The organism is Streptococcus peroris ATCC 700780, from assembly GCF_000187585.1.
Lineage (GTDB): Bacteria > Bacillota > Bacilli > Lactobacillales > Streptococcaceae > Streptococcus > Streptococcus peroris.
On the sequence record NZ_GL732463.1, the window covers coordinates 689690 to 703457 of the forward strand.

Consider the following 13768-nt stretch of genomic DNA (forward strand, 5'->3'; position numbering starts at 1 on the left):
ATGGAAAATCTTGGAAAAGTCTTTCGTGAATTTCGAATCAGTAAAAATTATTCTCTAAAAGAAGCGGCAGGAGATGCTTGCTCTACTTCCCAATTGTCTCGCTTTGAATTGGGGGAGTCGGATCTGGCTACATCTCGTTTCTTTGAAATATTAGATAATATTCACGTGACGGTTGAGAATTTTATAGATAAGGCTAGAAATTTTCACAATCATGAACATATTGCTATGATGGGGAAGATTATTCCTCTTTACTACTCAAACGATATTGCAGGTTTTCAAAAGATTCAAGAAGAACAGCTTGAAAAAGCGAAGTGTTCGACCAATCCCCTCTATTTTGAGCTAAACTGGATCTTGTTACAAGGTCTGATTTGTCAAAGAGATGCTAGTTACACTATGAAACAAAGCGATCTTAATAAGGTAGCGGATTATCTTTTTCAAACAGAAGAGTGGACTATGTATGAGTTAATTCTCTTTGGAAATCTCTATAGCTTTTATGATGTCGATTATGTCACTCGGCTAGGTAGAGAAGTGATGGAGCGTGAAGATTTCTACAAGGAGATTGGTCGCCACCGAAAGCTGGTCTTGATTCTGGCGCTGAATTGTTACCAGCATTGTTTAGAACACCGTTCTTTTGAAAATGCTAGCTATTTTGAGTCTTGTACAGAGAAAATTATTGGTAAAAATATTAATCTGTATGAGCGAAATATTTTACATTACCTCAAAGGTTTTGATTTGTACCAAAAAGGACAGTGTAAAGAAGGCTGTAGCCAGATGCAGGAAGCCATGCATATTTTTGACTTACTAGGTCTTCCGGAGCAAGTAGCTTACTATCAAGAACACTATGATAAGTTTGTAAAAGATTAATTTCCCAAATAAGGGAAAAATAAAGAAACTTCTTTCAGTTTTGATACAATAATTTCAAAATTTGAGAGGAGTTTTTGTATGAATCGATATGCAACACAATTGATTAGTCGTGGAGCCATTAACAAGATAGGAAATATGCTCTATGATTATGGGAATAGCGTCTGGTTGGCCTCAATGGGGACTATTGGACAGACAGTTCTTGGGATTTATCAGATTTCTGAGCTCGTCACATCCATTCTAGTCAATCCCTTTGGTGGGGTAATTTCGGACCGTTTTTCTCGTCGTAAGATTTTAATGGCGACTGATTTAGTTTGTGGGATTCTCTGTATGGGCATTTCTTTTATCAGAAATGATAGCTGGATGATTGGAGCTTTAATTTTTGCTAACATTGTGCAGGCTATTGCTTTTGCCTTTTCTAGACCTGCAAATAAGGCCATTATCACAGAAGTGGTAGAAAAGGACGAACTAGTCCTCTACAATTCTCGTTTGGAGTTGGTCTTGCAGGTTGTCAGTGTGAGTTCTCCTGTGCTTTCTTTTCTGGTTTTACAATTTGCAAGTCTTCATATGACGCTCTTACTAGACGCTTTGACTTTTTTCATTGCTTTTGCTCTAGTGGCTTTACTTCCAAAAGAAGAACTAAAGGTTCAAGAGCAGAAGAGTTTCACTGGGAAAGATATATTTGTGGATATCAAAGATGGTCTACACTATATCTGGCATCAAAAAGAAATTTTCTTTCTTCTGTTAGTAGCTTCTAGTGTGAATTTCTTCTTTGCAGCTTTTGAATTTTTGCTTCCTTTTTCAAATAAACTCTATGGAGTAGAAGGAGCTTATGCGACTATCTTAACCATGGGTGCAATTGGCTCAATCATCGGAGCACTCATAGCCAATAAATTTAAATCGAGTATGAATACACTTTTATTCTTACTGATTTTAACAGGAGTAGGAGTTTTCGTGATGGGCTTGCCACTGCCTAATTTTCTAACTTTTTCAGGAAACCTAGTTTGTGAACTTTTCATGACAATTTTTAATATTCACTTCTTCACGCAGGTACAGACCAAGGTTGACGGAGAATTTCTAGGTAGGGTTCTCAGTACGATATATACATTAGCTATCGTATTTATGCCGGTTGCAAAAGGCTTAATGACGTTTCTTCCAAGCGTTCAATTAGCTTCCTTTTTAATCATCGGACTTGGAGTAGTTCTACTTTCATTGATATCCATGCTCTATATTAAAAGATAAGGGTAACACAGAAAAAAACAGCGAAGTCGCTGTTTTTTTGTTTAAAATTATCCACCCTGAGGGAATCGAACCCCCATCTCAAGAACCGGAATCTTACGTGATATCCATTACACTAAGGGTGGAAACTCTCATCATTATACCAAAAATAGGAGTTTTGCTCAAGACTAATATAGGACTAAATAAAAGTAAAAAAAGGATTTAGATATTTTCTAAACCCTTTTACAATCTTAGTTTTTTTCAAGAAGTGCTTTGATTTCTTGAAGAACTTCCAATTCAGTTGGACCAGCTGGAGCTTCTTCGGCTTCTTCTTTCTTACGAAGGTTTTGAGCTTTTTCGATTCCTTTAACAACAAAGAATAGAACAGTACCAACAACTACAAAGTTGATGATAGCGCTCAAGAAGCTTCCGTAAGCTACACCATTCCATGAAAGTTCAGCGATACGTTCAACGTGCGCAGCCTTCAAAGCTGGGTTCAATAAAAGTGGAGTGATGATATCGTTAACGAATGAAGTTACGATAGCACCAAAAGCAGTGGCGATGATCACACCGACAGCAAGGTCAACGACGTTACCGCGGAGCAAAAATTCTTTAAGATCCTTTAACATAATCTTTTCCTTTCAAAATTTTACGAAATATATTATATCGTAAATTCTTAGGTTAAGCAAGAGAATTGTTTAATGATTAAAACAAATTTTTACGGTAGTTAGCATATTCATTTTTTATGAATGCTATCAGCTACGGTGTTTATCAGTTCGGTATTTTTGAAACGATGAACTGCCTTGACAAATACGTTTATAATAGTGGTATAATAATTAAAGAAGCTGGTTTTATAAGGTTATTTAATTATGATAGATTATTTTTTGATTGGGCTAAAATCGATGATGAAAAGCTCGGTTTTGACTTTTGCTATTTACTTTATTTCCTTCCTTCTTTTACTGATTCTATGGCGTCGTTATGTCATTGTGAGTCAAAGTGGTGGAAACTTTTTTGCCCCGTTTCATATTGCTAAGGGAAGATTCTATATCCATAATGCTTATGTTTTTAGAAAGCGTATTATACCTCTCAATGATATTAAAAGGATTGAGGTCAAATTTATTCCGAGTGTTAAATTGAATGGAGCTAGATATTTTTTGTGTATCGAACAAAAGAGAGGAAAATCTCTAGCATTTTTCTTTGGCAAATCTAAACAAAATGATTTACTTGTTAAGAGTTTGAAAAAGGAGACGAAAAAGTATCATATTAAAGTTATCATCAATTGGTAGGACTTTAGTCTAAGGATAGGTGAAAATGGAAAAACTAGAAGCAATCAAAGACAATAATCATTTAAGAAACTTGCTATTGGCAGAGTGTGATATTTACTTTTATGATCACATCAGAGAGGTGCAGTTTTCTGACAGTAATGAGGAATATTCTTTAGCTTGTCAGGCATTTGCCCAGGACGGTAGTGGGGGAGAATTTGTAATTCTTGAGGATAAGAGTGTCGGCTTTATAGGGAGTGAAGGTCAAGTTGGTCGGGTAGCAGAAAGCCTTGATGACCTGCTTACTTTCTTAATTCATGCTGGTTCTATCTCTGATTTTTCTTGTCGTTTGCTCTACCAAAACAAGGATTTGTTGGTAAAATTCTGTCAAGGCTTTATCAAAAAAGTTCGTGATAACTATCGGTCAAAAGGAGAAGACTGGGATAAAGTAAGAGCGGGCATTGCACAAGAGTTGGGACTCGAATTTCAGCCAGAAAAACTGCATGAGTTAGCGTTCAATTTTTATCAATCAGCGATAAGAACCCCTCTATTCACTTGTAAATATGGTCATGGTGAGAATGAATATGTCTGCGATTCAGTTTTGTCAGATATCATTGGTTTGTGGGTTTTAGAACTTGTGGGAATGACTCGAGAAGAAATTATGAACTATACTCGTACCGGAAACATTGATGAAAGAGGTTCTATTTAATTAAAGGATTGTGTCTATTTTAAGTATCTTGATTAGAAATTTACTTCTGATTGTAATTTTAAAGATATTTATAATCAAAGTTTTCTCAAGTAATGATGGAAAAATAGGTAAAGATTTGGAGCCGATAGTAGTCAACCAAATTATCAATGAAAAAGAAATCTTAATAACTGATAATGCTTGTCTGAAGGGGAAAGAACAACGATTACCTCTTGAAAGATTTGATCTTGAATATGACCTTGTGTTTTAGCAAATTAATATTTCTTATATCAAAAGATTTTAAAAAAGTTTTATGCTAAATTAAAATAGTAACAAGAATTTGTATGTTCTATGATGATTGCTTTCGACTTTCTATTAGAAAAAGTGACACTAGTAAGGAGTCTATTCATGATACGATATCTTAAACCGCTTCGTTGGTATCTTTTTTTTAATTTCCTTTTTGCTGGAATATCCAATGTTTGTACCGCCTTACTTCCATATTTTACGCAGGAATTAATTAGAGGAAATTATCGATTGGCTCTCTCTGGTTACTGCTTATCGGTTATGGGTTACCTTATTTGTAACTATATCCAGATGAAATTAGACTGGAAACAGGCAATCCTTTTTTCTACAAACCTGAAAAATGACTGGTTTCAGTCGCTATTAGGGCTTGCGCATCATGATTTCAAAAAGAAAACGGTGGCGGAGTATATTTCCTATCAGTCCAATGACTTAGATTCTCTAGAAAAGGATTACCTCCCACCATTGATGAGTTTTTTTAAGCAAATTCTGCGAATTTTGATTTACACTTTTATTATTAGTAAGACTATCAATCTTGTTGTTGCGCTTATTTTACTTATTTCTACAGTTATTAGTATTCAAATTCCTAAAATAGTTGGACAGATGACTGCAAGACGTCGGACAGTCTATTTAGAAAAGCAAGGTGATTACTATCGAACATTGGAAGATTTGTTTAGAGGTCACCATTTGGTTAACAAGCTGACGCTTCCTCATTTTATTGAGCAACAAAGAAGTTCTCTTAAGGATTTACAAGACAAGTATCTTAGCTATGGTTTAACTAAAATCAAGGGTATCTTGCTGACGGGAGTTTCCTTTGAGTTTATCAGTGCTGTTCTCTTTACCTATCTAGCTTATTCTTTATATCACCAGCAGATTGGTATTCCTGAGGTAGTGGCAAGCTTTGGCTATATTAACGCTTTTTCAGAACCAATTCAAGAAATTCTTTACGATTTGCAAATGCTAGAATCTGTAAAACCAGTTGTCAAAAGTTTTCGATTGATGATTGAACGTCCCTCCTCTCTTCAGGATCCCCAGCATTCTTTTGGTACGCTTACTTTGAAACAGATCTCTAAGCAACTGGGAGAATCAAACTTGACTGTTTCCTCTGCCACAATTCATAAGGGAGATAAGATTGCACTTATTGGTGATAATGGTTCTGGTAAAAGTAGTCTTCTGAATATTTTAAATGGAACAGACGAAGATTTTCAGGGAGAAATTTTACTTGACTCTCTTTCCTTAAATCAGCTTTGGGGGAAATTTGGTATGATTTTACAGCAGGAGCATACCTTTATTTCAAGCTATGAAAATAATGTGACCCTATTTAATACTTTTGAGGCGGAGTTTCAAGATGAGGAGTTGGAAAAAATAGCTCCCCAGTCTCTCTCAGGAGGTCAGCAACAACTCATGTACCTAAATCGTGAGAAAAATCGTAAGAGTCCATTGCTGATTATGGATGAACCCTTTTCCGCCTTAGATGCTAGTCAATTTGAGTTGGAATTAAAAAAAGTCCTAGACTTGCCGTGTGCAGTTATTGTGACTTTACACCGACAGCATGAAGCTCTAAAAGACTTTGACCAAGTATGGGAAATCAAAAATTGTGAACTCCTTGTTTTGAAAGACAAATAATACTTTTACTGAAGTTTTTTTAGAAGGGAATCAAAGTGATTCTCTTTTTTAATTTAAAAGATTACCACGTATTTGTGTGAACGATGTATTGTGAAAAAAACTAGAAAATAGGTTAAATATTTTAGATAGAAATTTGAAAGTTCTAGGTGATGATAATATCAAAACTTGGAATCCCCTGATATTAAGGTGTTGCTAGGATTATTAGAAATAAATAAATAGTGCTCACCGATTCAAGAAAACGCTTCCCATAAATGTAGTTTTATGTTATAATATTCACAAATAAAAGTTTTAGGAGTTTTTATGGTTTCATCAGAATTTATCTCAAAAATTGAATTTGCTTGTAAAAAGAAAGAAAGTCTTTATTCAAATAGCAAATTCAAGTATGCTATCCGTTCAATGTTTGCGGGTGCTTTCTTTACGTTCAGTACAGCGGCTGGTGCAGTTGGAGCTGACTTGATTAATAAGATTGCACCAGGTAGTGGACGCTTCCTTTTCCCATTTGTTTTCGCTTGGGGGCTAGCTTATATCGTGTTCCTGAATGCTGAGTTGGTTACATCAAACATGATGTTTTTAACAGCTGGTAGTTTTTTGAAAAAAATTAGCTGGAGAAAAACAGCTGAAATTCTTCTATATTGTACTTTCTTTAACTTAATCGGAGCTCTTATTGGTGGCTGGGGATTTGCTCATTCAGCCGCTTTCGCTAATCTAACACACGATAGCTTTATTTCTGGAGTCGTGGAGATGAAGTTGGGCCGTTCAAATGAACTAGTTTTGCTTGAAGCAATTTTGGCTAATGTCTTTGTAAACATCGCGATTCTTTCATTTGTTTTAGTTAAAGATGGTGGTGCCAAACTTTGGTTGGTTCTATCAGCCATTTACATGTTTGTATTCTTAACAAATGAGCACATCGCCGCAAACTTTGCATCATTTGCTATTGTGAAATTCAGTGTTGCTGCTGATTCAATCGCAAACTTCGGTATTGGAAATATTCTTCGTCACTGGGGTGTAACCTTCATCGGTAACTTTATCGGTGGTGGTCTACTCATGGGATTGCCGTACGCCTTCTTAAACAAAGACGAAGATACATATGTGGATTAAAAGTTGGATTGATTCCAACTTTTTCTTTTTGTTTATCCATGCTATAATGAATGTAGAATAGTATGATATAGAGGAAAATTATGAACGAAATTAAATGTCCAAATTGTGGGGAAGTTTTTACAGTCAATGAAAGTCAATATGCAGAACTGATTTCTCAAGTTCGTACTGTAGAGTTTGACAAGGAATTGCACGAGAGAATGAAGCAAGAGTTGACATTGGTGGAGCAAAAGGCCTTGAATGAACAACAGGCAAAACTCGCTCAAAAAGACCAAGAGATTACCCAGCTACAAAGTCAAATCCAAAATTTCGATACTGAAAAAGAATTGGCTAAGAAGGAAGTAGAGCAAAGTGCTAGCCAAAGTCTGTTAGAAAAAGAAAAAGAGGTTCAAGCTCTTGAGAATCAATTGGCTACCTTGCGCTTAGAGCATGAAAATCAACTACAAAAAACTCTTTCTGATCTTGAAAAAGAACGCGATCAGGTCAAAAATCAGCTCCTTTTACAAGAAAAAGAAAACGAGCTTTCTCTGACTTCAGTTAAGCAAAATTATGAAGCCCAACTTAAGGCAGCAAATGAGCAAGTTGAGTTCTACAAGAATTTCAAAGCCCAACAATCAACAAAGGCAATTGGAGAAAGTTTGGAGCAGTATGCAGAGAGCGAGTTTAACAAGGTTCGTAGTTTTGCCTTCCCAAATGCTTATTTTGAAAAGGATAACAAGGTTTCAGCACGTGGTTCTAAGGGCGATTTTATATTCCGTGATTTTGATGAAAATGGACTAGAATTCATCTCCATCATGTTTGAGATGAAAAATGAAGCTGACGGGACTGAGAAGAAACATAAGAATGCTGATTTTTACAAGGAGTTGGACAAGGACCGCCGTGAGAAGAACTGTGAGTATGCTGTATTAGTATCGATGTTAGAAGCCGATAATGACTACTTTAACACTGGAATTGTGGATGTTAGTCATGAGTATGAAAAGATGTATGTTGTCCGTCCTCAGTTCTTTATCCAGTTAATTGGTCTCTTACGAAATGCTGCCCTTAATTCCCTAAAATACAAGCAGGAGTTGGCACTTATCCGAGAACAAAACATTGATATTACCCATTTCGAGGAAGATTTGGAAGCTTTCAAGGTAGCCTTTGCTAAAAACTACAATTCAGCTTCTGTAAACTTCGGTAAGGCTATTGACGAAATCGACAAGGCCATCAAACGCATGGAAGAGGTCAAGAAATTCTTGACCACATCAGAAAACCAACTCCGCCTCGCCAATAATAAGTTGGATGATGTTTCTGTTAAAAAATTGACTCGTAAAAATCCGACCATGAAGGCTAAGTTTGAAGCATTGAAAGGAAATTAGAAAGCAACACATGAACGGTATTATCAACTTAAAGAAAGAAGCAGGGATGACCTCGCATGATGCGGTTTTTAAATTGCGTAAGATTTTAGGGACTAAAAAAATCGGTCATGGTGGGACCTTAGACCCAGATGTGGTGGGTGTTTTGCCTATTGCGGTTGGTAAGGCAACACGTATGGTCGAGTTTATGCAGGATGAGGGCAAGGTCTATGAGGGTGAAATCACTTTGGGATATTCTACAACAACCGAAGATGCCAGTGGAGATGTCGTTTCTGAAACACCTGTTTTAGCTCTATTGGACGAGAAGTCTGTTGATGATGCTATTGCTGATTTGACAGGTACGATTACGCAAGTTCCACCCATGTATTCCGCTGTTAAGGTCAATGGTCGCAAGCTCTATGAGTATGCGCGTGCTGGTCAGGAAGTCGAGCGTCCAGAACGTCAGGTGACCATTTATAGTTTTGAAAGAACCAGTCCCATTTCCTATGATGAGGAACTTGCGCGTTTTACCTTCCGAGTAAAATGTAGCAAGGGAACCTATATCCGTACCTTATCGGTTGACTTGGGAGAGAAGCTTGGTTATGCAGCTCACATGTCTCATCTTACACGGACTAGTGCAGCTGGTTTACAGTTAGAATATTCCTTGACCTTAGAAGAAATTGCAGAAAAAGTAGAGGCTGGTGAATTAGACTTTCTCCATCCGCTTGAGATTGGTACAGGAGATTTAGCTAAAGTTTATCTTACTCCGGAACAGGCAGACGAAGTCCATTATGGTCGTTTTATTGAGTTAGAGTGTAGCGAGAAAGAAGTTGCCGCTTTCGAAGGAGAAAAGCTACTTGCTATTATGGAGAAACGTGATCATCTCTACAAACCAAGAAAGGTTTTCTCTTAAAATTATACTGAATAAACGATTTTTATCTACTAGTCTAAAGATGAGATGTTCTCATCTTTTTAAAATATTAGCCGATAAATAGTTTTTACATTTTATGTTTTAAAAAACCATTGAAAATACAGTGTTATTTGACAGTTTTGCTTACTTATGATAAGATTTAATTTAAGAAAAGCTAGAGAAAAATAGAGGATATTATGAGTATTGAAATGACTGTCAGTGAGATTGCTGAGGTCTTGGGGCTGTCCCGACAAGCAATCAATAATCGTGTCAAAGAATTACCTGAAGAAGATATTACAAAAAACGACAAAGGTGTTACTGTTGTTACTCGCAGTGGATTGATCAAACTTGAAGAAATCTACAAAAAGACTATCTTTGAAGATGAACCGGTTAGTGATGAAGTTAAGCAACGAGAACTCATGGAGATTCTTGTTGATGAAAAGAATGCTGAAATCATCCGTCTTTATGAGCAATTAAAAGCTAAAGATAAACAACTGGCTGAAAAAGATGAACAGATGCGAGTCAAAGACCGCCAAATCGCTGAAAAAGATAAGCAATTGGATCAACAACAACAGTTGACTCTTCAGGCAATGAAGGATCAAGAAACACTTCAGTTGGAGTTGGATCAAGCTAAGCAAGAAGTACAAGCATCGAAGAAAGGCTTCTTTGCTCGCTTATTTGGCAAATAAGAAAAAACTGCTTGGTTTCTATGATTAGACCAGGTGGTTTCTTTTTACAAATCAATAAGGAATGATAAGATGGAAACAGTAAGAGATTATATCTCCTTTGACTTAGAATTCAACAAACACCAGGAAAAGACTCATTTGATTCAAGTATCAGCCGTTCATTTTAAAGACGGTGAAGAAGTAGGAGCGTTTGACTCTTATGTATACACTGATGTACCTTTGAAGAGTTTTATCAATGGTTTGACCGGTATTACTTCAGAGACTCTCAAGGATGCACCAAAGGTAGAAGAAGTACTTCAAAAATTTCAAGAGTTTATTGGAAATTTGCCACTTGTTGGCTACAATGCAGCAAAGAGTGATTTGCCGATTTTACAAGAATATGGATTGGACTATCGAGAACAATATTTAGTCGATCTCTATAATGAGGCACTGGAGAGACGCAGTTCTGATCTACATGGAATTGCTAATCTTAAATTACAAACTGTAGCTAGTTTTCTGGGATTTAAAGGGCAGTCTCATAATAGTTTAGAAGATGCCCGTATGACCGCCCAAGTTTATGAAGCTTTCTTAGAATCAGATGAGAGTAGACTATTACTCAATTCTCAGAGTAGTCTCAATTCTAACCCATTTGGTGCTTTAGATCTATCACAGCTTTTTGATTAGGAGATTTTATGAAACCTGAAAAACCAAAAAAATTGGGAATAAAGAAGATTTACCTAAATCTTGATAAGATCCTTTTTCTATTCTTTCTAATCTTTATGCTGGTTGATTATATTTGGCTGCCATTAAACTCAGTGATAGCTGGATTTTTACTAAGTCAGACTGGATATTTGTTTATTTCCTACAACAATATTTTTGCGATTATAAAACATGCGCCAATAGTCAGTCTTGGTTTCGTAATTTTAATTGCTATTAATCTGCTGGTCGCCTATTTTCAACTCAGTATTCTCTTTATAGGAGCTCGTCACCTTCTTTATCATGAAAAAAGAACCCTTCTAGAATATAGTCGAAAAGTCTTTCGTGAAAGTCTTGCTTTTATGAAAAAGTTGACTATTTCTAAGGCCTTGTTTATCTTTCTTTTTGTAGCTATGCTATTTCCATTTATTAGAAAGATATTTAAGATTTATTATTTCAATAAAATAGTAATTCCAGAGTTTATTCAACTATACTTAGAAGGTAAGTACTGGATGTGGTGGGTAGCAATTATTACTTTATCACTCTTATTCTTCTATATTTCTGTTCGATTGGTATTTACTTTACCAAAAATCTTTTATGATAAGATGACCGTGAAGGAAGCGGTTATCTATAGTTTGGATAAAACCAAAAATTTCTTTTGGTTTTATGCCTGGCATTTATTCTTAATTATAGTAAAAACCAATTTATTCTTCTATTTACCACTCATACCATTACTATTAACTCAATATTTAGTAGATGGTCTTACCCATAGGGAGTCTCTAATTCTTGCGGTTTTAAACTTCGTTTTCATCAAGAACCTTAACTACATGGCGCTGACCTATTTTCTTGTGAAATTTACCTCTTTTTTAACAGGAGAAGAACTGGATATTATGCCAAGACGGGAGAAAGATCATATCATGAGATGGGGTGTGATGGTCTGTGCAAGTACCTTCTTTGCGATTGAAGGATATAATTATTTAGAAGCTCCTGTAATCAATCCTCCACTTGTGATTTCCCATCGTGGTGTATCCAATGGTAATGGTGTGCAAAATACCATCCAATCCCTAGAAAAGACTGCTCAGTTAAAACCAGATTTAGTCGAGATGGATATACAGGAAACAAAGGATGGTCAATTTGTCATGATGCATGATGCTAATCTTAAAGGGTTAGCAGGCATCAATAAAACACCACACGATTTAACATTAGAAGAATTAAAGCAGATCGACATTCATGAGCATGGTTATGAAACGAAGATCTCAAGTTTTGATGATTATCTGAATCGTGCAAATGAACTGCATCAGAAACTACTCATTGAAATTAAGACCAGCCACAAAGACAGCCCACAAATGATGGATCATTTTCTAGAAAAATATGGTGCAAAGATTAAAATCTATGGTCATCAGATGCAATCTTTGGATTACCATGTTATTGAAAAAGTAACCCAGTATGATAAGGAGATCCCAGTTTATTTCATTCTACCTTACAATTCGGTTTTTCCAAGAACAAATGCAACGGGTTATACTATGGAGTACTCTACATTGGATGAATATTTTGTAACCAAACTTTGGAATACCGATCAAAAACTCTATGTATGGACGATTAATGGTTCGGAGTCTTTCGATAAGTCTTTTCGTTTGGGTGTAAATGGGATGATAACTGATAATTTGGAAAAAATTAAAGGTGAACTCGAAAAAGCTCAGGAGGATCCTGAGTATACAGACTTGCTGTTAAAGAAAGCAACTGAATTCTTCACTTTCTAATCAAAAAAGAGGCTGTGAATCAGCCTCTTTTTATACGAGTTTAAAAAGGTAATTTTCCTGCAAAAGCGCCAAGTTTTTTCTTGGTTGTTTCATCAATTTGCTCAAGAGCAGCATTGAGGGCTTGAACCGTCATATCAGATAGGGTCTCGATATCTTCAGGATCTACGACTGCAGGATCAAAATCAATTTTTACGACTTTCTTGTCCCCTGTCAAAGTTGCAGTTACAAGATTTTGAGCAGAAGTTCCAACAAATTCAGTAGCAGCAAGTTCAGCTTGGCTTTGCTCCATTTGTTTTTGAAGTTTTTGAGCTTGACGCATCATGTTTTGCATATTCATCATGGCGGTAGTTAGCTTCCTTTTCTTTTATTTTCCCTATTATTTTAACAATTTTAACTAGAAAAGTCTATGTTAATTTTCTTTAGCAAATTTCTATTTAAGATTTATTTAAGGTTTCTATACTATCCTGAAGAACTCAATATTTACAGAAACATAGATAAGTAAGACTTCTGAGTCAAGTTCTCTAATCACAGATGTTTCGCGACGCCAGATTCTAGCGGGATGGAACTAGTATTTATTTCAAGATAGTACCAGATTATGATATAATAAAAAAGAATGAGTTTTTAGTACAAACCAAAGGAGAATCATTATGATTTACGCTGGAATTTTAGCAGGTGGAACCGGCACACGCATGGGAATTAGTAACTTACCCAAACAATTTCTTGAGTTGGGAGATCGCCCAATCTTAATCCATACAATTGAAAAGTTTGTCTTGGAACCAAGTTTTGAAAAAATAGTTGTAGGAGTTCATGGAGACTGGGTGACACATGCAGAAGATTTAGTCGAAAAATTTCTTCCACTTCATAAAGATCGTATCATCATCACAAAAGGTGGTGCAGACCGTAATTCTAGTATTGAAAAAATTATTGAAGCTATAGATGCATACCGTCCACTGACAGAAGAAGATATCGTAGTCACACATGATTCTGTTCGTCCTTTTATCACACTTCGCATGATACAAGATAATATTGCTCTAGCACAAAGTCACGATGCTGTTGATACAGTTGTTGAAGCAGTCGATACCATTGTAGAGAGCACAAATGGTCAATTCATCACAGATATTCCAAACCGTGCTCATCTCTATCAAGGACAGACTCCACAAACTTTCCGTTGTAAAGACTTTATAGATTTATATGGTTCTTTATCAGCTGAAGAAAAAGAAATTTTGACAGATGCATGTAAGATCTTTGTCATTAAGGGGAAAGATGTAGCCTTGGCTAAGGGTGAATATTCAAATCTTAAAATTACTACAGTTACAGACTTGAAGATTGCTAAAAGCATGATTGAGAAAGACTAAA

The 13768-nt window shown here is 35.9% G+C and carries 14 protein-coding genes and 1 tRNA gene; 12 read left to right on the forward strand and 3 right to left on the reverse strand.

Annotation, left to right across the window (positions count from 1 at the left end; all coding sequences use genetic code 11):
• Positions 1 to 864, forward strand: a complete 864-nt coding sequence (locus HMPREF9180_RS05320) for an XRE/MutR family transcriptional regulator (RefSeq protein WP_006145465.1) — start codon at positions 1 to 3, stop codon at positions 862 to 864.
• Positions 865 to 942: 78 nt separating this feature from the next.
• Positions 943 to 2103, forward strand: coding sequence for an MFS transporter (locus HMPREF9180_RS05325; protein WP_006145466.1), 1161 nt, complete (start codon positions 943 to 945; stop codon positions 2101 to 2103).
• Between the two features lie 50 nt (positions 2104 to 2153).
• Here HMPREF9180_RS05325 and HMPREF9180_RS05330 read toward each other — a convergent pair.
• Together HMPREF9180_RS05330 and mscL are read right to left on the reverse strand one after the other, a co-directional pair.
• A tRNA-Arg gene (locus tag HMPREF9180_RS05330) sits at positions 2154 to 2225 on the reverse strand.
• Positions 2226 to 2330: 105 nt separating this feature from the next.
• Positions 2331 to 2708, reverse strand: coding sequence for a large conductance mechanosensitive channel protein MscL (mscL, locus tag HMPREF9180_RS05335; protein WP_006145467.1), 378 nt, complete (start codon positions 2706 to 2708; stop codon positions 2331 to 2333).
• A gap of 240 nt (positions 2709 to 2948) precedes the next feature.
• Here mscL and HMPREF9180_RS05340 point away from each other — a divergent pair, with 240 nt between their 5' ends.
• The 9 genes from HMPREF9180_RS05340 to HMPREF9180_RS05385 all read left to right on the forward strand — a co-directional run bounded on the left by HMPREF9180_RS05340 (position 2949) and on the right by HMPREF9180_RS05385 (position 12412).
• Complete coding sequence (locus HMPREF9180_RS05340; RefSeq protein ID WP_006145468.1) at positions 2949 to 3365, forward strand: hypothetical protein; 417 nt, start codon at positions 2949 to 2951, stop codon at positions 3363 to 3365.
• A gap of 25 nt (positions 3366 to 3390) precedes the next feature.
• A complete protein-coding gene (locus HMPREF9180_RS05345) occupies positions 3391 to 4050 on the forward strand; it encodes a hypothetical protein (protein ID WP_006145469.1) in 660 nt (219 codons plus the stop codon).
• A gap of 384 nt (positions 4051 to 4434) precedes the next feature.
• Positions 4435 to 5952: an ATP-binding cassette domain-containing protein gene (locus HMPREF9180_RS05355; protein ID WP_025168664.1), complete on the forward strand. Its 1518-nt coding sequence runs from the start codon at positions 4435 to 4437 to the stop codon at positions 5950 to 5952.
• A gap of 300 nt (positions 5953 to 6252) precedes the next feature.
• Positions 6253 to 7050: a formate/nitrite transporter family protein gene (locus HMPREF9180_RS05360; protein WP_006145472.1), complete on the forward strand. Its 798-nt coding sequence runs from the start codon at positions 6253 to 6255 to the stop codon at positions 7048 to 7050.
• Positions 7051 to 7130: 80 nt separating this feature from the next.
• Positions 7131 to 8405 (forward strand): DUF2130 domain-containing protein, encoded by a 1275-nt coding sequence (locus tag HMPREF9180_RS05365; RefSeq protein ID WP_006145473.1) that lies wholly within the window; start codon positions 7131 to 7133, stop codon positions 8403 to 8405.
• Between the two features lie 10 nt (positions 8406 to 8415).
• On the forward strand, positions 8416 to 9294 hold the full coding sequence (gene truB / locus HMPREF9180_RS05370; RefSeq protein ID WP_006145474.1) for a tRNA pseudouridine(55) synthase TruB: 879 nt from the start codon (positions 8416 to 8418) through the stop codon (positions 9292 to 9294).
• Positions 9295 to 9488: 194 nt separating this feature from the next.
• The gene (locus HMPREF9180_RS05375; protein ID WP_004252719.1) at positions 9489 to 9980 is read left to right on the forward strand and encodes a DUF536 domain-containing protein; all 492 of its coding nucleotides are present in this window, start codon (positions 9489 to 9491) and stop codon (positions 9978 to 9980) included.
• Positions 9981 to 10049: 69 nt separating this feature from the next.
• Positions 10050 to 10640, forward strand: a complete 591-nt coding sequence (locus HMPREF9180_RS05380; RefSeq protein WP_006145477.1) for a 3'-5' exonuclease — start codon at positions 10050 to 10052, stop codon at positions 10638 to 10640.
• Between the two features lie 8 nt (positions 10641 to 10648).
• A complete protein-coding gene (locus HMPREF9180_RS05385; RefSeq protein ID WP_006145478.1) occupies positions 10649 to 12412 on the forward strand; it encodes a glycerophosphoryl diester phosphodiesterase membrane domain-containing protein in 1764 nt (587 codons plus the stop codon).
• Positions 12413 to 12452: 40 nt separating this feature from the next.
• Here the strand turns inward: HMPREF9180_RS05385 and HMPREF9180_RS05390 are convergent, their stop codons facing one another.
• Positions 12453 to 12752: a YbaB/EbfC family nucleoid-associated protein gene (locus HMPREF9180_RS05390; RefSeq protein ID WP_006145479.1), complete on the reverse strand. Its 300-nt coding sequence runs from the start codon at positions 12750 to 12752 to the stop codon at positions 12453 to 12455.
• Positions 12753 to 13059: 307 nt separating this feature from the next.
• Here HMPREF9180_RS05390 and HMPREF9180_RS05395 point away from each other — a divergent pair, with 307 nt between their 5' ends.
• Positions 13060 to 13767 carry an IspD/TarI family cytidylyltransferase gene (locus tag HMPREF9180_RS05395; RefSeq protein WP_006145480.1) on the forward strand — a complete coding sequence of 236 codons (708 nt, stop codon included), beginning with the start codon at positions 13060 to 13062 and terminating at the stop codon, positions 13765 to 13767.
• Position 13768 lies beyond the last annotated feature (1 nt).

Excerpts from the sequence above, each read along its gene's own strand:
- HMPREF9180_RS05355 (WP_025168664.1), top strand. The coding sequence starts at position 4,435 with ATGATACGATATCTTAAACCGCTTCGTTGGTATCTTTTTTTTAATTTC.
- HMPREF9180_RS05345 (WP_006145469.1), top strand. The coding sequence starts at position 3,391 with ATGGAAAAACTAGAAGCAATCAAAGACAATAATCATTTAAGAAACTTG.
- HMPREF9180_RS05390 (WP_006145479.1), bottom strand. The coding sequence starts at position 12,752 with ATGATGAATATGCAAAACATGATGCGTCAAGCTCAAAAACTTCAAAAA.
- truB (WP_006145474.1), top strand. The coding sequence starts at position 8,416 with ATGAACGGTATTATCAACTTAAAGAAAGAAGCAGGGATGACCTCGCAT.
- HMPREF9180_RS05380 (WP_006145477.1), top strand. The coding sequence starts at position 10,050 with ATGGAAACAGTAAGAGATTATATCTCCTTTGACTTAGAATTCAACAAA.
- HMPREF9180_RS05320 (WP_006145465.1), top strand. The coding sequence starts at position 1 with ATGGAAAATCTTGGAAAAGTCTTTCGTGAATTTCGAATCAGTAAAAAT.
- HMPREF9180_RS05340 (WP_006145468.1), top strand. The coding sequence starts at position 2,949 with ATGATAGATTATTTTTTGATTGGGCTAAAATCGATGATGAAAAGCTCG.
- HMPREF9180_RS05375 (WP_004252719.1), top strand. The coding sequence starts at position 9,489 with ATGAGTATTGAAATGACTGTCAGTGAGATTGCTGAGGTCTTGGGGCTG.
- HMPREF9180_RS05360 (WP_006145472.1), top strand. The coding sequence starts at position 6,253 with ATGGTTTCATCAGAATTTATCTCAAAAATTGAATTTGCTTGTAAAAAG.
- HMPREF9180_RS05365 (WP_006145473.1), top strand. The coding sequence starts at position 7,131 with ATGAACGAAATTAAATGTCCAAATTGTGGGGAAGTTTTTACAGTCAAT.
- HMPREF9180_RS05385 (WP_006145478.1), top strand. The coding sequence starts at position 10,649 with ATGAAACCTGAAAAACCAAAAAAATTGGGAATAAAGAAGATTTACCTA.
- HMPREF9180_RS05395 (WP_006145480.1), top strand. The coding sequence starts at position 13,060 with ATGATTTACGCTGGAATTTTAGCAGGTGGAACCGGCACACGCATGGGA.
- mscL (WP_006145467.1), bottom strand. The coding sequence starts at position 2,708 with ATGTTAAAGGATCTTAAAGAATTTTTGCTCCGCGGTAACGTCGTTGAC.
- HMPREF9180_RS05325 (WP_006145466.1), top strand. The coding sequence starts at position 943 with ATGAATCGATATGCAACACAATTGATTAGTCGTGGAGCCATTAACAAG.